The following is a 19,171-nucleotide window of genomic DNA, read 5'->3' as shown; positions in this document are numbered from 1 at the left end:
ATTATCTAGATTTAAACTTGAGTTAATCGATCTCTTTAAATCGAGCAGTAAAGTGGCGCAGCACTGGTGGCTCGTACTCGAAAGTGAGCCCTTTTAACTCATGTGCACGATTTTTCAGTTCGATAATCGCATCCGCAATGTAATCCATATGATCGTTTGTGTAGACACGACGTGGAATGGTCAAACGCATCAACTCAAGCTCTGACGCTTTTTGTTTACCCGTTTCCGGATCTCGACCAAGCAGCAACGATCCTATCTCTACTGCTCGAATACCCGCTTCCAAGTACAAAGCATTACACAATACCTGCGCAGGAAACTGATCAGCTGGAATATGTGGCAAAATCTTAGCGGCATCCACAAACACCGCATGACCACCCGTTGGGTATTGAATCGGAATACCGCCTTCACGTAAGCGCTCACCTAAGTATTGAACTTGGCTAATTCTATAGTGAAGAAAATCCTCATCCGCGGCTTCATACAAACCGCGAGCGAGCGCTTCCATATCACGCCCAGCCATGCCGCCGTATGTTACAAATCCTTCCATGGGTACGCAGCGCGTCTGCACCGCCTGGAACAACTCCTTATGATCACGAATACAACACATGCCACCAATGTTTACCATCGGGTCTTTCTTAGCTGACATGGTGAGCATATCACCGTACTGGTACATCTCACGGATGATTTCCAGAATCGATTTATTCTCGTAACCCGCTTCACGCTGCTTGATAAAGTAGGCGTTCTCACAGTAACGAGCCGAGTCAATCACCACTGGAATATCGTACTTGGTTGCAATCTCGTACACACTGCGCATGTTTTCCATCGACACAGGCTGACCACCGGAGCTATTACAAGTAATCGTGGTGATAATTGCACAAATGTTATGCGAACCGTGCGCTTCAATTGTTGCCACCAGCTTATCGATATCAAAATTGCCCTTCCAATCATAAGGCGTAGTGGTGTCGAATGCTTCTTCCGTTACCACGTTAATCGCTTTACCGCCATTGAGTTCAATGTGACCCGCTGTGGTATCAAAATGGTAGTTCGAGATAAATACTGGCGTTTCGCCACCACGCACCTGACGCATACGCTCAATCAAAGCTGGGAACAAAATTTGCTCGGCACCACGCCCTTGGTGTGCAGGCACGGTGAGCTTATAACCGAAGAAGTGCTCCACTGCATCACACAGGTTGTAGTAATTTCGACTCCCCGCATAGGATTCATCCCCCATCATGATGCCAGCCCACTGATTATCACTCATGGCACCAGTGCCAGAGTCAGTCAGCAAATCGATATAAACATCATCACTACGAAGAAGAAATGGATTATAGCCCGCTTCTTTTAACGCGACTTCACGGTCTGCCAAAGTCGTCATTTTGATTGGCTCAACCATTTTGATACGGAAAGGTTCTGGAATACGTTTCATTGTTAATTTCCTTATACGCATTGCCCTACGCAGTTTCACGTAAGACTAAAAAACAAATAGATAGAATGCTTTTCAATGCGATTGCATTGAGGAAATCAACGAGAAGAGATTTTACTAAGAAGAGACAAGCAGTAGTCTAGGTTATACCAGAACGACAGCACCAAACGGCTATCGAGAATATCCTTTATTCTCATCGTCTTCGTCCTCCTGATAAAAATAAAAAGTCAGAAACCCCATGTCTCTGACCTTTTCAATATAGTGCAGTTTTCAATCAATTTTCAGTGAGGTCACCCTCATTTTAAGAAGGTCTCGCCCTTTTCATTCTGCGTTTGATATTACTTTCTTTGACTAGGTAATCGAAAAGTGGCGCGAATAAGTTAGCAAATAGAATAGCTAACATGATGCCTTCTGGATAAGCCGGGTTCAGCACTCGGATAAAAATCGTCATCACGCCGATTAATAGTCCGTATGCCCATTTCCCGTTATTGGTAAAAGCTGCCGAGACAGGGTCTGTCGCCATGAAGAAGGTACCAAACGCAACCCCACCAATCACGAAGTGCCAGTAGAACGGCATGGAGAACATGGGGTTAGAGTCTGAACCGATCGCATTCAATAGTAATGAAGCTCCGATTAAACCGACCAACACGCCCGCAACAATTCTCCACGATGCAATCTTCATAAAGATGAGAACCAAGCCTGTTAGTGCGATCAACAACGTGGAGACTTCACCCATCGAGCCTGGTAAATTACCAACAAAAGCATCTCCCCATGAAATTGGCTCTCCCGTCATATTATTTATCAAAGCACTTTGCCCTCCTTCATACCATTGGCTGAGTGGAGTAGCGCCAGAGTAACCATCAGCCGCGACCCACACGGCACCACCGGACATGTTGGCAGGATAGGCAAAGTATAAGAACGCGCGCCCTGCTAAAGCTGGATTTAGGAAGTTTCGTCCAGTACCACCAAAAATCTCCTTCGCCACAACAATACCGAAAGTGATACCTAAAGCCGCTTGCCATAGTGGAATTGTCGGAGGAAGGATCAGCGCAAAGAGTATAGAGCTGACAAAAAAGCCTTCATTTACCTCATGCTTTCGCACAATAGCAAACAGAACTTCCCAGAAACCACCAACGATAAACACCGTCGCATAAACTGGAAGAAAGTAAGTAGCACCAAGCCACATTTTACTTCCCCACCCCGCTTGTGAAACCGCATCTAACGAGCCCCATACCCAACTCAGTTGCCATGAAGAAACAAGCGCTTGCTGAGCTGAGGCTTGATCCATTCCATACAACAAGGCATCACTCGCTTGCTGGCCTATGTTGTACATACCCCAGAACATGACAGGGAAGACCGCCAGCCACACCATGATCATAATACGTTTTAAATCGATGCTATCTCGAACGTGAGTCATGCCCTGGTTTACCTTACCAGGCGTGTAAAAAATGGTTTCGACAGCTTCGAAAAGTGGGTAGAACTTGTGATACTTCCCACCTGGACCAAACTTAGGTGTCGCTTTCTCAAAGTAATGTTTAAGGCTCATAACGCTCCTCCTTTATCTAAAAGATGGTACGCACATGTGTAAAAAGCGATCGTTTTTTAATCTCTTCGTCTTCCTTCTTCGTATTTCACCTTGTTCGCCACTCTTCTGTCTCCTCTTTAAATCCGGCGAACAGTTTATCCAACGAAAAAGGGACCGCTCATGGACACACTCGCCATTGACCTAGCTAGATTCCAATTTGCCTTTACTGTCTCTTTCCACATTATTTTTCCAGCTTTTACGATTGGTTTGGCAAGTTATCTCGCTGTATTAGAGGGCTTGTACTTAAAAACGGGCAACAAACAGTACATGCAAATCTATAAGTACTGGCTCAAAATCTTTGCCATCAGTTTTGGTATGGGTGTGGTGAGTGGCATCGTGTTGAGCTATCAATTCGGTACTAACTGGAGCGTGTTTGCCGACAAAACAGGCCCAATCCTGGGCCCGCTAATGGGTTATGAAGTTTTTACTGCGTTTTTCCTCGAAGCGGGGTTTTTAGGCGTGATGCTTTTCGGTATGGATAAGGTGGGTAAGAAGCTTCACTTCGCCGCGACTTGTATTGTTGCATTCGGGACGTTTTTGTCTGCGTTTTGGATACTTTCGGTTAATAGTTGGATGCAAACACCAGCGGGCTACAGTATCAACGAAGCCGGACAGTTTATCCCAGAAGACTGGTGGGCGATTGTCTTCAACCCTTCCTTCCCTTACCGGCTCGTTCATATGTTGCTCGCCGCTTACCTTACTACTGCCTTTGTTGTAGCCGGCGTTGCCGCTTATCACTTACTAAAAGCAAACCATAACCCTCTAGCCAGAATTATGTTCTCGATGGCAATTTGGATGGCTGCCATCGTGACACCAATTCAAATCGTTGCTGGAGACATGCATGGTTTAAACACCCTTGAACATCAACCCGCCAAAGTCGCCGCGATGGAAGGGCACTATGAGTCTCACCAAGGCGCGCCATTGATCCTCTTCGGTATCCCTAACGATGAAGAAAAACGCATGGAATACGCACTGGAAATCCCCAAACTCGGTAGTTTGATTTTAACTCATGACCTCAACGGTGAAGTGAAGGGATTAGATGCTTTTCCAGAGGAGGAACACCCTCCTGTCTCTATCGTTTTCTGGTCTTTCCGAGTCATGGTCGCGCTTGGTTTTGGCATGCTTGTTATTGGTTTGTGGAGCCTTTGGCTAAGAAAACGTCGCAAACTTTTTGATTCGAGGGCACTTCAACGTATTTGTGTGCTGTTTGCCCCAGCGGGGTTCATTGCAGTTTTAGCAGGCTGGATAACTACCGAAGTAGGTCGACAGCCTTACACCGTATACGGTCTTTTAACCACAGCCAATTCGGCATCGCCTATTGATGCCGCCGCGGTGAGCGTCTCCCTGACGGCGTTCATCGTGGTTTACTTTGTGGTTTTTGGAGCTGGCTTCTTCTATCTCCTACGTTTGATGCGCAAGTCTCCAACTCGATATGAAGAAGGTCTAGATAGCCGACTTCCTGATGGCACGAAAACTGATGCCATCACACATTCTAACCATCTAACCTAGGAGCTAACTCATGGATTACGCATTAATTTGGTACGCTTTGATTGGGCTCGCCGTTCTGATTTATGTCGTGTTAGATGGCTTTGATCTCGGTATTGGTATCCTATTCCTCAGCGCTAATGACGATGAAGAGCGCGACATGATGATGAACAGCATCGCTCCTGTTTGGGATGGGAATGAAACTTGGCTAGTTCTTGGCGGAGGTGGGCTTTTTGCCGTGTTCCCCCTCGCCTACGCGGTCATTATGCCAGCACTCTATGCTCCTCTGATTTTAATGCTGCTCGGATTAATTCTGCGCGGGGTTTCTTTTGAGTATCGCTTCCGAACACAACGCGGAAAGTTTTTATGGGATAGCGCTTTTTTCATTGGTTCACTCACCGCAGCATTGATGCAAGGCATTATGCTCGGAACCCTGCTCCAAGGTATAGAGGTTAGTGAACGAGCATACGCAGGTGGATGGTTTGATTGGCTTTCACCATTTAGCGTATTTTGTGGCTTGGCGCTTGTTTGTGCTTATATTCTGCTCGGTTCATGCTGGTTATTAATCAAGCTTCCAGAAGAGCTGATGGGGCGCTATTACGTGGTCGCGCGACGATGGGGGCTAGCGATGGTAGCCTGTATATTCATCGCCAGTTTGTGGCTGCCATTGAGCCAAAATATCGTATTTGAACGTTGGTTCTCATTACCAAACTCGCTACTGTTTTTCATATTACCAATTATTGCAGCGGCACTTATTTGGCAGCTATTCAAAGCCTTACTCGACCACAAAGCCGTCCGAGCCTACGTTCTTGCGATCGGCCTGTTTCTTGTGTCCGCGATGGGTTTCGGTGTCAGTACATTCCCTTACTTGGTCCCATTCGCACTCACTTATCAAGACGTCGCCGCGCCAGATAAGAGTTTGGCATTTTTACTTGCCGGTGCGGTGGTATTACTTCCTCTGATCATAGCCTACACGGCTTATTCGTACTGGGTTTTCCGCGGCAAGATGAAACGTGGAGAAGGATATCACTGATGAAACTAAAACCCATTTTGTGGTTCATTGGCATTTGGCTGGTAAGCGTGGTCGCCTTGTTTATCATCAGTTCGTTGATACGAACTGCGATATTGTAGGCCCAGAGTCGACTGCACCACATCTGAAGCCATTGAGGTCTATACTCAAGCAAGAGTAAAACAACGGAGTGTTTTTATGACCTTAAAGCGGTTTCTGGTAACTTTGATTCCTTTGACGGTTCCACTGTTTTCACCAAATGCATTGGCCGTAGACAAGCAGATGTCATCCGCCATGAAAAGTAAAATTCGGTCTATTTGCTCCGCAACAGACGAGCAGGGTCATTGGCAACTTGCTGAAGCAACTCCTGACGCAAGACGCTCACTCAACATGGTGCTTTATCAAATGAATGCCGATGATAAATTGAAAGCAATTCATGAGGTGAGAACCAAAATGGTCGGCGGCACCCATTATGCGTTTGAGTTCGAGTTGCAAGATGGTCAAGTCTGGAATGCAATTGTATTGCACAGTGCCCGAGGCGATTACATGATAGAAAGACACGCAAAGAAAGGGGAACTCTGCCCTAAAGATGGCGACTCCTAATCCCCAGATTCAAATAAAACAAAGGCGACAGTTACGTCGCCTTTGTTTTATACCGTTTTCGCTTCTATCTTCTCATTCACTTTATCGCAAATGTACTCTCCAATAGGCATTGCAGATGTCGCTGCAGGAGAGGGGGCGTTGCAAACGTGTAAGCTTCTTGCGCTCTCGGCAAACAAGAAGTCATGAACCAAGGTTCCGTCGGATAACACTGCTTGCGCACGAATACCCGCAGGATATGGTTTGAGATCTTCTACCTTGATGCTTGGGCAATATTTGTTGACCAACTTGAGATAGCCCGGCTTCCACCACGAGTTCTTAAACTCAGCCAATCCGGTTTTTAGATGCTTTTGTGTCACCTTCCAAAAGCCGGAGAAACTGAGCATTTGCATGGTATCTTGCAAGCTGAAGTTAACCTTGTCATACCCTTCTCGCTTCCAGCCTTGCACCGCATTTGGACCTACGGTCACACTGCCATCAATCATGCGAGTCAGATGGACGCCCAAGAATGGCAAGTCAGGGTCGGGAATTGGATAAATAAGATGATTCACCACTTGGTCGTGTTTGCTATCTAAGCGGTAGTATTCACCACGATAAGGGATGACCTGAAAGTCAGTTGGAATACCCATCATCTTAGTCATGCGATCCGCCATCAAGCCGCTGCAAGTAACCAAGAACTTGGTATTAAGTTGCATGGTTTGCCCGTCTGAAATGCAGGTCAGTTGAACTTCTTCATCCTTCTCTTCGGCAGCCACCACTTTGGTTCTCAGACTGATTTGACCGCCAAGCTTTTTAAACTCTTCCGCCATCTGCTCTGTGACCAAACGATAATCGACAATACTGGTGGTTTTGACATAAATCGCACCCAAGCCTGTGATGTTTGGCTCAGCCAGTTTGAGTTGAACTTCATCGAGTAGCTTTACGTCGATGCCGTTGACATGGCAGCGCTCATAGAGGGCATTCATGCGTTCGACTTCTTGCTCATTAGTCGCAACCAACAACTTGCCACAGTTCTCCACCGGAATATCGTGCTCAGCACAGAACGAAATGGTTCGCTCTACCCCACGCTTACAAAAGTCGGCTTTTAAGCTGCCCGGAGCATAGTACACCCCAGCATGAATCACACCGCTATTGTGTCCGGTTTGGTGCTTGGCAAAACCGGACTCTTTCTCAACCAATAAAATGGATTTGTCTGGGTGACGTTGTTGCAGTTGCCATGCTGTCGATACGCCGACGATACCGCCACCGACAATAATGTAGTCATAGATTGATTTCATACGACCTCTTATAAAACCGATAGTTGAGATTGTTGCAATTTGAACTTGCGACCACTGTAAATGAACACCGCGACAAATACCGCGCAGCTTGCCACACGAACCAACATTGGGATGTCGTGCCAAACCAGCAATGTACCCACCACTACCAACAAGAGACGCGTTAGAATGTTTAGAGGACCTTCCAAGTAACCTTCAATCGCACCAATCAATGCATAGGTACCGATGATGGCAAAGAAGCCTACAGTAATCACTGACGTTACATCCCAACTTACTAAGCCTGTGTAAGCAATCAACAGCGGTACAAGATACAAACCTTTGGCGATTTTCCACGCCATCAAACCAGTGCGCATTGGGGGTGTTTTCGCGATAGTTGCCGCAGCGAATGCGGTCAAACACACTGGAGGCGTAACGTTACTGTCTTGCGATAACCAGAAAATGATGAGGTGAGCAGCCAGCAATGCCAAACCTACCGCTTCCATACCCAGGCTTTGCTCCAGTAGAGTTTCCATAAAGTCCGCAGGTACTAGCGCCACCATTTCTTTCGCGGTTTCCAACGCCATTGGCGCATTAAGCAGTTCCAGCTTTTCTGGCGCCGCCAACATAAAGATGGCTTTTGCTTGTTCTGGCAATTGACCCGACACCATCAATTCAAGCAATTGGTTTTCCGCAATCAACTTGTAAAGCGCAGGGGCAGACAGTGTGCCCAACACAATATACGCCGCTGTAACAGGTAAACCCATCCCCAAAACAAGAGAAGCGAGCGCAATCAGAACGATCATGATGAACAAGTCGCCATTCGCCCAACCGTCGATCATCAGTGAGAACGTGTTTCCGATACCCGTTGTGCTGATCACATTGATCACCAAACCAATACCCACCAGCAATACAGCGGTTGTCGCCATGTTTTTCGCGCCTTGCGAAAGTGCTTCGATGATCGCTTTTGGTCCCATCTTATGATCTTTCGAAAACCAAGACGCCACCACCACTGAAATGATCGACAAGCCCGCAGCGTAAGTTGGCGTAAAGCCTTGAACCAACAAAGTGACCAATACCGCCAGTGGGATAAGGTTGTGCCAACCGCTGATCAACACTTTCAGTAGAGATTCATCGCTGGTCGTGATTTTTTGAACGCCGCTGCGTTTGGCTTCGATACGCACAAAGAACGCCACAGACAAGAAATAGATAAGAGCAGGAATGAAAGAAACGGCAATAATATCAACATAAGGAATTTGCGTGTAAGACGCCATGATGAAAGCACCCGCTCCCATCACAGGTGGCATCAACTGACCACCTGTCGACGCTGCAGCCTCAACACCCGCCGCAAAGCGCGAAGGGAAACCTGCTTTTTGCATTAAAGGAATACTGATAACACCAGTGGAAACCGTATTTGCCACACTAGAGCCCGATACTGAGCCCATCAAACCGGAGCCAATCACCGCAATAAAACCGGGACCACCGATGATTTTGCCAGCCGCAGCACGTGCCACATTGATGATATAATCACCGACACCAGAGCGAACAAGAAACGCACCAAACAGAATGAACATAAATACAAAAGTCCAACTGATGCGCGAGATAGAACCAAACATGCCCTCAGAAGAATAGAAGCTGCGGTAGAGCAAGGTTTCCATGCTCAAACCCGGGAAATGGAAAATACCTGTCGCCCACTTACCCCAAAGCACAACGTAGCTTAAACACACCACAATCAGCACTGGAATAAACCAACCCATGGTGCGTCGGATCAGCTCAATCACGATCAAAATTGCCATGATGGCGAAGACCCAATCGCTGGTCACGAACTTCACACCGCGTTCATATAGCGCATCTTCGGCATAGGGAATGTAGAGCAAACACGCGACCGCGCCCATAGCAATCAACACATCGATGCTGAGTGCAATCTTACTCTGCTTGAGAGAGATATGAGCCGGATACCAAAGCGCACAAATCACCGCAAAGCCAGCAAAGTGGGTCGCGGAAATCCATAACTCTGGTAACGTCGATAAGGTATTAAACCAAATGTGCAAAGCAGACAACACCACGCCAAACACAGTGATTGTAGTGGTTACCCACGGAAAATCAGTGCGCGTGGGCAGCTCAAACTTCTGCAATTCCTTTTCTATTGAGTCGCTCATCTCATACTCCAAGCTCTGGCGGCTTTTTCCATCTTAGAAATCGGTAGGGATAAAATGCCCCGAGCCGAAACTCGGGGCGAAGTTGGCGTTATTTCGCCATTAGGTCTGATGGGATTTCGATGCCCATTTCTTTGTAGTAACGCACCGCACCTGGGTGAAGAGGCACTGGCAAGCCAGCGATCGCTTTCTCAATCGCCATTGCTTTTGTTGCTTTGTGGATGCCTTGTAGGAAAGGCAGGTTCTCGTAGATCGCTTTGGTTAGCTGGTAAACGTCTTCTTCCGAGATATCTTCACGAACTGCCAAGAAGTTAGGCTGTGCAATGGTGGTGATCGGCTTATCTAGACCCGGGTACGTGTTCGCTGGGATCTCGTACTTCGTCCATAGGTTGTAATTGCCGTTCGCCTCTTTGATTTGTTCGTCAGTAAACGAAAGAATCGAAATGTCTTTACCCAACGCAGCAAAAGCTTGAGTGACCGCACCAACAGGTACACCCGCAGGCGTGTTCATGCCGTCAATGGTGCCGTTTTGAAGTGCGCTCGCACTGCCGCCGTAACCCATGTAAGCAAGATTGAATTTATCAGGGTCGACCTTCAGACCTTTCATGATTTGGCGACCAGAGTTCTCAGTACCTGAGTTCTTCTTACCGATAGAGAACTTCTTGCCATCTAGGTTGTTCAGATCAGTCACTGTGCCCGTTTTTGCTAGGTCAGAGCGAACAATAAAGTGCTCAACGTTTTGCCAAAGCATAGAGACTGAGCGCAGTTGTTCTTGGCGACCGCTCTTCTCATAAGGACCTTCACCAGACCAAGCCCACGCACCGTAAAGACCTTGTAGAATCGCGAACTGTGCTTCGTTTTCATTCAGCAGTTTAACGTTTTCACCAGAGCCCGCAGAGCTGATTGCAGAAAGGGAGAAGTGGTGCTTTGGTGCCAACTTCACTTTGCTTAACGTCGCCAACGCTACGCCCACAGGGTAGTAAGTACCACCTGTCGATGCCGTTGCAAGAATATAGCTACGATCTTCTGCCGCAGCGTTAGCAGCAATACCAAAAGAAGTCACAGCGACAGCCAAAGCTTTTACCAGCTTATTCATTTTCATTATTACTCTCCGTGTAGTCGTTTCACATTGGGGATTTACATCATGTTAAACCTTTATTAACAACACATTCCCTAGAGCAATTGAAATGCCAACTTTTAGCCCTTTGTATTTATTGAACTAAGTACTGAAAGACATCAAAAATGAGCAAAATCATGCTGATTTGATAGCAAAGTAATGAGCAAGATCTTGCTCATTGAAGAGGAGAAGGTTGCACGCCTAGAACGCAAAAGGTTAATAAAATGTGATCAAGACAAAATAAATGCACGATTCACTAATAAGCAATATTTTGCCGATGCAATTTTGGATTGAATTGCAACTAATGAGCGTCTTAACAATAAGAAGAAAAAGCGCATCATTCTAAACTGCTCAATTTATCAGCTGAGGTTTATAGCCTAAACGACTACAAATAGCACAAAAATACAGCAAAGAAAGCCATGTTACAAAAATGAAAAGTCATTTATTCTAATTTTTAATTTAAAAAGCAGCTCGATCCACCAGTTAAGAAATAAACATTGACCGTATCAACTTATTTTCTACTTCGGGGTTGTGCCAATGGCCCTATGTTCGTTAGTGTAACAACACGCCAAGGCAAACGTATTCCTTGGTATTTTTTCGTCTTTAAGGATCACCCATGTCAGCAACTGCGCAATTACAATTCGCTTTAAAACGCCCATCTGGCGTTGCTGCTGCGATCCTCCTGCTCTCTCTGGAACTGATTCAGAGCTGACAGGCTATATCTAAACTTTCTGTCAGCTTGAGAAGAAGCTGACGGGAACACCACATACTCCTCCCATTCCTTTCAGTTTCTTCCAAGCGAAACATAAGAGGAATAACAATGTTAAGCGCACGCAATATCGCCGCTTTGGGCTTCATGACTTTCGCCATGTACTTAGGCGCGGGTAACCTGATCTTCCCTCCATTTTTGGGTTACCAAGCAGGTGAAAACTTTCTGAGCGGGATGTCTGGCTTCCTCTTAACGGGCGTAGGCCTGCCTGCAATGGCATTGGTGATGGTGGCTATAGTAAACGGTTCAGACAAACTAACCGCCGCCCTACCTAAACCTTTGGCGACCAGTTTTTGGGTGATGGTATTTATTGTGATTGGTCCTGCGTTCGTGATCCCACGTGCGATTACCGTAGCTTACCAATTTAGCTTTGCACCAATGTTTGGTGATGCCGCTTTGGTGCCTTTCACTATTGCCTTCTGTGCTATCACCATTCTATTTGCCCTATATCCGGGTAAGTTGGTCGACAACCTAGGCAAGATCTTAACGCCTGCATTGATGGCGATCTTAATCATCATGTCTGTGACGGCTTTGGTTTCTCCTGCAGGCGAGCTAACTGCCGCAACGGGACCATACGTATCTGGCGCATTTGCTGAAGGCTTGACCCAAGGCTACATGACCATGGATGCGCTAGGTTCTATCGGTTTTGGTTGGATCATCTTCCGTGCGATTCGCAGCATGGGTGTAGATTGCCCGAAAGCGACCGCAAAATACACGCTAATTGCAGCTTTGATGTACGCGGTTGCCATGGCATTTGTTTACATCTCATTGGCTTACATTGGTTCGACAAGCTCATACTTGGGTTCTGAGTTCAGCAATGGTGGCGACATTTTAACGGCATTCACCTTCAGCCACTTCGGCGCATTTGGCTCACTATTACTAGGTGCCGTGATGGTATTGGCGTGTTTGACTACTGCTATCGGCGTAACCACAGCAGGCAGTGAGTTTTACGACAACACTTTCAGCAAAGTGAACTACAAAGGCTGCGTTATCACGACCATGGTATTGGCTGGTTTGATCGCCAACGTAGGTCTAGAGCAACTATTGGCTATCACATTACCAGCGGTTGTGGCGCTTCACCCAGTAGCGATTGCGTTGATGATCATGGCACCGGTGCGCGACAAGATGTCGCAAATCATGGTCGTCGCAACCGCGTTCACTGCTCTAATGTTTGGTTGTGTTGATGCGCTGCACATCCTAGGTTACATGCCAAGTTCCACTGATGAGTGGATGGGTAATTACATGCCTCTGTACAATGACTTTGCTAGCTGGATTGTGCCTAGCGTATTTATGATGATTGTTGGTCTGCTGTTTACGACGAAAACCAACCAAACCGAACAATTCGAGCTGGTGAATGAATAGCCGTTTAACATAAGACATCGCTCAATAAGTGCGTTACTATGTAGCTCGCTTATTGATATCAGGCAAAGGAGTTGCCTGAATGAAAGATTGATATGGGTCGCCTATGGATAATCAGTATCTAGACATCAGAACACTGAACTTTATCGTTATTCTGTTCTCTTGCATTTACTCTATTAGTCTGCTTTGTTATCAATACACTCAGGGTAGAGTCAAAGGCCTAAAAACCTTCTCGATATCACTACTGTTTATTGGTTTAGGCCCTTTTTTACTTGGCTTTAGAGGCTCTGCGCCAGACTGGCTGACCATCGTCATAGCCAACACTCTCATATTAGTCGGCTTCTTGCTTACGCTATATAGCGTAAGCATTTTTCGTCAATACCCTTTAAAATTGGCTCACTGTCTTACCTTGTTAACACCTGTTTTCAGTGGTTCATTTTACTATTTCACCTTCCATGACCCTTCTATCAAAAGCCGCATTATTTATCTGAGCATGTATATTTGTATCGTCACCTTCTTTAGTGGTGTCGCCATGCTTAAAGGTACCCAAAAGGACTTAAAGCTCCCTGTTAAAGCAATGGCTTACTCTTTCTTTGGATTTAGTTTTTTTATGGGATTTAGGGCGCTTTGGAGTACTTTTTCAGGTGAGTTACCAAGTTTTATGGTCGCAGGCCTTATCCATCAGCTGACTTTCTTATTTAGCATCTGCCTGATCGTTGCTTTGAGCTTTAGTATGCTATGGTTAATTAACGGACGCTTGGTGCAATCCATTAATGATCTCTCTCATTTAGATGCACTCACAGGGCTATATAATCGTCGAGCCATGGAAGAAATCGTTCCAAACTTGGTTAGTAAAGCACATAAAAAAAGCCAAGCAATCAGCATTATTATGACTGATGTAGACAAGTTCAAAGCGATTAATGATCACTATGGTCACACGGTTGGCGACTCCGTCATGGCAACGATCTCCACTATTTTTAAAAAGCATCTTCCTGAGTCCGCCTGCATTGTGCGATTTGGTGGTGACGAGTTCATGATTGTTTTGCTCGAAAAAGCACAGCAAGCCAAAATTGTCGCAGAGCAAATTCGCCTTGCGGTCGAAACTGAAACCGCTTTGCAATCATTTAAAACTGAAGTGACCATGAGCGTTGGTATCAGTCAGTTATCTGAAGGGCAATCACTTCAAGAGGCGCTTGCTGAAGCAGACGAAGCGCTATATAGCTCTAAACATACTGGAAGGAACCTCGTTACCTTGTTTGGAGAAGGTAAAGACCTAAATTATAAGTTTGTCCCAGCTCCAGCCAAAAGCGCATAACGTGTTTGTTATGCCAGTGATTTCGAATTAGCTAGAAATCGCACTAAGTATAGTCGGAGCGATTCAAACCAAACTTCTGCATCTTTTGGTTAAGGGTTCGACGTGGTAAATCCAACTCCTGCATCACCTCATTGATGCGTCCATGATGCCTGACTAAAGAATCATGTAGCACCTTACGTTCAAAGTTATGTAGCTGAATCGCCAACGGCACGCCCGCATGCGTCTCTTCGGTCGTAGAAGATGGTCGACTGGAGAGAATTTCCATCACGGAGACGGTTTCATCCAATGCAAAACGCATCGCAACATTCCTAAGCTCACGTACGTTACCGGGCCAAGAGTAAGCAAGAATGGCCTTTCTATCGGCTTCACTCAGCGGACGACTCTCAGGATTACTTTTCAGAGCAAAGTGTTCGAACAAGATCAACACATCTTCTTCTCGCTCACGTAGCGGTGGCAAATAGATCTGCGCCACATTAAGACGATAGTACAAATCCTGACGAAACTCGTCATGATCATTGAGATCTTCTTTCGCGGCGGCGATCACTCTTAAATCAACCGAGATCTGTTGGTTACCCCCAACGCGCTCAACCGTATGTTCCTGTAATGAACGCAACACTTTCACCTGCATCGACAGCGGCATACTCTCGATTTCATCAAAGAATAAGGTGCCTTTATCCGCGTATTCCAATTTACCAATGCGCTTTTTACCCGCTCCAGTAAATGCCCCTGCTTCATGCCCAAACAGCTCACTTTCAAACAAGTTCTCAGGAATAGCACCACAGTTAATTGGCACAAAATGATGGGTTCTACGTTGGCTTTCATTGTGCAAACTGGTCGCTACCAGCTCTTTACCACAACCTGTCTCACCGTAAATGATCACGTTGGTATCAATGCGTGCTAACTTGGCTACTTGTTCTCTAAGCTGTTGCATCACTCGGCTTCGCCCAATCAACACCTCTTCTAAGCCGCTAACGCTAGATAGGTACTCTTGGCGATCTTGAGTAGACGTTTGTGCGCGATAACTCTCGACCGCTTCGGTCATTCGTTGGGATAAACGCTCTGGCTGAAAAGGTTTCTCGATAAAATCGAATGCACCTTTTTGTAATGCGCCTACCGCCATATCGACGTCACCATGTCCGGTGATCAAAATAACTGGCGTTGGAATGTGATTGGCAATCAGGCTTTCTAGTATCGACAAGCCATCGGTGTCTGGCAGGCGAACGTCACTGACAATCGCATCAAATTCTTGGCTAAGAATGGCCGCTTTGCCCTCTTCGCCTAAACTGAATGCGGTCACATCGAACCCAGCCAGTTGCAGCCATTGGCTGGTAGCCTGACGAACAATGTCATCGTCTTCGATAAGTGCAATTTTAGGGGTGTCGTCAAAAGCCATGAGTTACTGCCTGCTTTATGGGGTGGGAAAGAAATCGCTCTTTATTAACGGTAGCAAAAACCACTGAGGAGAAAAGGAGCTAGATCTCACTTCTTGCTTACAAGTCTTTAACATCCAACCAGTTAGGCGCACTCTTTAATGACTGTCGATGAGAACGCATTAGCTGAATGGAGTCAGTATGCAGCGCAAAAGGAATGGCAAAACATGGCTTGTGGTCGCAATTGCGGCAGTGCTGATGTTGTCTTGTTATAGCGCCAGTAGAGAAGTTGCCCGTCAGTGGTTAAGCGTACAAACTCAAATCGAAGCTCAACAAAAACTGCTCGACTATATTGGTGAAGTTCGCCGTGCACTAAAACGCTTCTATCACCTGCCTTACCTCGTCACCAATAACCCTGAAACCATCGCGTTTGTGAAAGGGAATCTGACTTATTACGAGCCATTGCAAACCCAACTGACTCAGCTAGATAAAGCCGCCAATACGGAAGGTTGGCTAATCCTGTCTAACTCTGGCGAAGTATTGGTCTCGAGTTTAATCGAAGAGCGCTTTAGCCTATCTGACCGAAAAGCCATTGTGGAACAAATTCACAATCAAGGCGGCGGTGTTTCCTTGGTGAACAAAACCAAAGGTTCGAGTCCGTTGTATTATCTTGCAGCCCCTATCTACGACGGTCTGGATATAGCAGGCATTGTGGTGGTGCAAATCAACCTCAGCTTATTGACCGAACAGACTATTACTAGCCAAGACATCATTACGTTGCAAAATCGCCAGCAACGCTTTTTCCTATCGAGCAGCTCGCTCTATAACGCTGACTGGTTTAACGAACCGAGCAACACCGTTCAGTTAGAAACGCAGCGCTTATACGACAACACCAATATCAGTGTGTGGACGCTCAATCAGCAACGCTATTTTGCGCACACCGTAAAATTGGATGATTTGAATTGGTACGTAAGCTACCTCACCCCTTCTAAGCCGATTCAGCAAACCATCAACGTAATTGGTTGGAGCGTAGCAGCGCTACTCTTATTGGTTATATTACTCGTCATCATTGGTCTACAACGTCGCCAAAAGCACATCAATCAACAGCGAATTCAAGCCCTGTTGGAAGAGTCTCAACGCCGCTTGAAACAGATGATCAATAAGACCCACGTAGGTTTGTTATTGATTGATGAACAAGGGCAACTATTCGATCTCAACCCAATGGCGAAGCGTTTGTTCTGTTTACCAGAAAGCGTCAATCGACATGCTTTTGCTTGGGAGTTATTCGATGCAGGCAATCCCAATTCCACCACACTCAAGTTGCTTAAGGATTTACCTAAACATAAAGAGCTCGCAGAGATCAGTACGGTCGAAACCATTGCCAGACGCAGCGATGGTAGCGTCTTCCCTGTCTTGTTCTCACTGACCAGTTTCCCTTGGCATGGCGAGCAGTATTTCCTTGCGACGATCATCGACATCAGCAAGCGGAAAAAAGCCGAGCAATCACTGCAACAGGTCAACCAAGAGCTGGCGCAGCGAGTAGAAGAGCGAACTCAAGCGCTAAAAGAAGCGCAAAGCCAGTTAATTGAATCGAGCAAAATGGCCGCTTTGGGTCGCATGTCGAGCGCGATTACTCATGAGCTCAATCAGCCACTGACGGGCTTGCGCACCCTGCTAACCACGAACGAGCTACTAGCAGAACGCGGTGAAACCGAGATGATGAAAGCTAACAACGTATTGGTCCAGAAGCTGATTGATCGCATGGCAAGCATGACCAGCCAGCTAAAGACGTTTGCCTATAACAAACCAGAAAGCTTGCAGGCAATTTCTCTTACCTCCGCACTCGAAGAGACCTTACGCGTTTATCAATCCCAATTAGACAAGGTGGATGTGCGTGTTCGAGTTCCTCATGACTTACCTAACATCATGGGTGAAGAACAACGACTGCTTCAGGTGCTCGGTAATCTTGTCTCGAATGCGCTAGACGCAATGAACAACACCACCAACCCGCAGCTCAACTTGATCGTCAACCCAACTGGCAATCGGGTCGAACTGATCGTCAGTGATAATGGCTGCGGCGTGTCGGATGAGATGCTTGAATCCATGTTCGAACCCTTCCAAACCTCAAAGAAAATTGGTGAAGGATTGGGGCTGGGTTTAGCGATTACGGCCAACAATATGCGTGATATGCAAGGGAAAGTCAGCGCACAGCTCAACACTACTGAAGGAATGTCCTTCATCTTAGTATTTAAACTCGCTCCTCACCGAAGCTGACCTAACTTCTCCCATCTCTCAATCCTTTTCTCTCAATAAGAGAGCAATATAAATCCTGTTCAACTTTATAAAGCGAGTTGCCTAACCTACGCTTAACTTGATGAATCGCCACATACCATTCATCAGAACAATTTTTTTGGTGGTTGACACCAGTTTTAGCTCCCACCGTCTAATTTAATGATAAGTAATTATTTAAAAGTAAGAATGGATGCGTTATGAGAAAAATAACTTTAGCTGCAGCAGGAGCGCTTTTTGTATTATCACCTCACGCTTTTTCTGCACCTTACGCTGCCGACGCTCGAAGTCATGGTATGGGAAATACAGGCGTCGTTTCTGCTGACTATTTGACCGCGCCCCTACATAACCCAGCCTTGGGTGCACTCTATCGAGAAAATGATGATATCGGTCTGCTCATTCCGGCTGTCGGGGTCAATATCCACGACGAGGATGAAGCGTTGTCAGCCGTAGATGACGCCCAAGACCTTTATGATAGTATTCAGGGCATTCCTACTCCAGCGAACGAGGCCGAGCTTAATCGCCTCCTCGATCAGCTGGATAAGAGCGTACCAGTTGTCATTAACGGAGGGCTAAGCCTCGCAATTGCTATTCCGACTCGCTACATGTCTGTAAACCTGTTTAGCACTGGTTATGTGGAGATACTTGCTGCACCCGATATCTCAGATTCAACAAACACCGCAGATCGATACCTCAATTCTGCCGTTAACCTAGCTGCTTTCGGTAATGTGGAATATGGTATTGCTCTATCTCGTGCTTACACTATAGGCGAACAACAATTCGCATTTGGTATTACACCAAAATACCAACAACTTAAAACCTACACACAACGTACAACACTAGACGACTTTGATATCGAGGATTACGACAAAAGTGAAGTATCAAAGAATACTTTCAATATGGATCTTGGGCTCGCTTGGTATCACAACGCATTTAGAGCAGGCCTTTCATTAAAAGACGTCTTCGAGCAAGATATTGAAACAAAACTGGGCAACTATACCTACGAACTCACACCACAAGCGACAGTTGGCATCGGTTATGTCGGGAACTATGTAGCTCTGAGCTTAGACGCCGATCTCACCAAACAAAAGCGCTTTAAAGAGCTCGACGATGACACTCAGTTTATTCGTGTCGGTATCGAGGGGAATGCTTGGGGGTGGGCACAACTTCGCGCTGGTTATGAAATTGACCTAGAAAATAATCTCGATAACTCAGTGACAGGTGGCATTGGCATCAGTCCTTTTGATGTGATCAGTTTAGACCTCGCTGGCTCTTACGCTGGCGATAACCAGTTTGGTGCGGCGGCGAATTTAGCATTTACGTTTTGAATATGAATGCCAATCTAAATTCACTTAGGTTGGCATTGTTAACAACCATCCTATATATCAATGTTTATCATTACTGACGTTTGGTGATGAACTGATAAAAATACGATCTCGATACAAGT

At 46.2% G+C, this 19,171-nt stretch carries 13 protein-coding genes; 7 read left to right on the top strand and 6 right to left on the bottom strand.

The window, feature by feature from the left end; translation table 11 throughout:
* Positions 1 to 22: 22 nt before the first annotated feature.
* Both R7Z47_RS04255 and R7Z47_RS04250 read right to left on the bottom strand, forming a co-directional pair.
* A complete protein-coding gene (locus R7Z47_RS04255) occupies positions 23 to 1,423 on the bottom strand; it encodes a tryptophanase (protein WP_005384172.1) in 1,401 nt (466 codons plus the stop codon).
* Between the two features lie 298 nt (positions 1,424 to 1,721).
* Complete coding sequence (locus R7Z47_RS04250; protein WP_213965380.1) at positions 1,722 to 2,966, bottom strand: NADH:ubiquinone reductase (Na(+)-transporting) subunit B; 1,245 nt, start codon at positions 2,964 to 2,966, stop codon at positions 1,722 to 1,724.
* Between the two features lie 159 nt (positions 2,967 to 3,125).
* Here R7Z47_RS04250 and R7Z47_RS04245 point away from each other — a divergent pair, with 159 nt between their 5' ends.
* The 3 genes from R7Z47_RS04245 (at position 3,126) to R7Z47_RS04235 (ending at position 6,102) form a co-directional block, all read left to right on the top strand.
* A complete protein-coding gene (locus tag R7Z47_RS04245; protein ID WP_318129841.1) occupies positions 3,126 to 4,514 on the top strand; it encodes a cytochrome ubiquinol oxidase subunit I in 1,389 nt (462 codons plus the stop codon).
* 10 nt (positions 4,515 to 4,524) lie between these two features.
* Positions 4,525 to 5,523, top strand: a complete 999-nt coding sequence (gene cydB, locus R7Z47_RS04240) for a cytochrome d ubiquinol oxidase subunit II (RefSeq protein ID WP_005374173.1) — start codon at positions 4,525 to 4,527, stop codon at positions 5,521 to 5,523.
* 174 nt (positions 5,524 to 5,697) lie between these two features.
* Positions 5,698 to 6,102, top strand: a complete 405-nt coding sequence (locus R7Z47_RS04235; RefSeq protein WP_213903180.1) for a cystatin — start codon at positions 5,698 to 5,700, stop codon at positions 6,100 to 6,102.
* Positions 6,103 to 6,149: 47 nt separating this feature from the next.
* Here R7Z47_RS04235 and lhgO read toward each other — a convergent pair whose 3' ends face one another.
* The 3 genes from lhgO to R7Z47_RS04220 all read right to left on the bottom strand — a co-directional run bounded on the left by lhgO (position 6,150) and on the right by R7Z47_RS04220 (position 10,607).
* Positions 6,150 to 7,376 (bottom strand): L-2-hydroxyglutarate oxidase, encoded by a 1,227-nt coding sequence (gene lhgO / locus R7Z47_RS04230; RefSeq protein ID WP_262606726.1) that lies wholly within the window; start codon positions 7,374 to 7,376, stop codon positions 6,150 to 6,152.
* 8 nt (positions 7,377 to 7,384) lie between these two features.
* Positions 7,385 to 9,508: a TRAP transporter permease gene (locus R7Z47_RS04225; protein ID WP_262606727.1), complete on the bottom strand. Its 2,124-nt coding sequence runs from the start codon at positions 9,506 to 9,508 to the stop codon at positions 7,385 to 7,387.
* Between the two features lie 88 nt (positions 9,509 to 9,596).
* On the bottom strand, positions 9,597 to 10,607 hold the full coding sequence (locus R7Z47_RS04220; RefSeq protein ID WP_017635521.1) for a TAXI family TRAP transporter solute-binding subunit: 1,011 nt from the start codon (positions 10,605 to 10,607) through the stop codon (positions 9,597 to 9,599).
* Between the two features lie 835 nt (positions 10,608 to 11,442).
* On the opposite strand from R7Z47_RS04220, the gene brnQ reads away from it, so the two are divergent.
* Together brnQ and R7Z47_RS04210 are read left to right on the top strand one after the other, a co-directional pair.
* Positions 11,443 to 12,753: a branched-chain amino acid transport system II carrier protein gene (brnQ, locus tag R7Z47_RS04215; protein WP_104980348.1), complete on the top strand. Its 1,311-nt coding sequence runs from the start codon at positions 11,443 to 11,445 to the stop codon at positions 12,751 to 12,753.
* Positions 12,754 to 12,856: 103 nt separating this feature from the next.
* Entirely contained in the window at positions 12,857 to 14,065 is a 1,209-nt protein-coding gene (locus R7Z47_RS04210; RefSeq protein WP_262606728.1) for a GGDEF domain-containing protein, read from the top strand.
* A gap of 43 nt (positions 14,066 to 14,108) precedes the next feature.
* On the opposite strand, the gene R7Z47_RS04205 is transcribed toward R7Z47_RS04210, so the two are convergent.
* The gene (locus tag R7Z47_RS04205; RefSeq protein WP_318129839.1) at positions 14,109 to 15,458 is read right to left on the bottom strand and encodes a sigma-54 dependent transcriptional regulator; all 1,350 of its coding nucleotides are present in this window, start codon (positions 15,456 to 15,458) and stop codon (positions 14,109 to 14,111) included.
* A 178-nt stretch (positions 15,459 to 15,636) separates the two neighbouring features.
* Between R7Z47_RS04205 and R7Z47_RS04200 the strand changes: the two genes are divergently transcribed.
* Positions 15,637 to 17,709, top strand: coding sequence for a sensor histidine kinase (locus R7Z47_RS04200; RefSeq protein ID WP_262606730.1), 2,073 nt, complete (start codon positions 15,637 to 15,639; stop codon positions 17,707 to 17,709).
* Positions 17,710 to 17,924: 215 nt separating this feature from the next.
* Entirely contained in the window at positions 17,925 to 19,052 is a 1,128-nt protein-coding gene (locus R7Z47_RS04195; protein WP_262606731.1) for a conjugal transfer protein TraF, read from the top strand.
* The last annotated feature ends 119 nt before the right edge of the window (positions 19,053 to 19,171 follow it).

This window comes from Vibrio sp. 1641, assembly GCF_033339995.1.
Lineage (GTDB): Bacteria > Pseudomonadota > Gammaproteobacteria > Enterobacterales > Vibrionaceae > Vibrio > Vibrio alginolyticus.
Note: the sequence above shows the minus strand (reverse complement) of the source record. Positions and strands in the feature narration are given on the sequence as shown.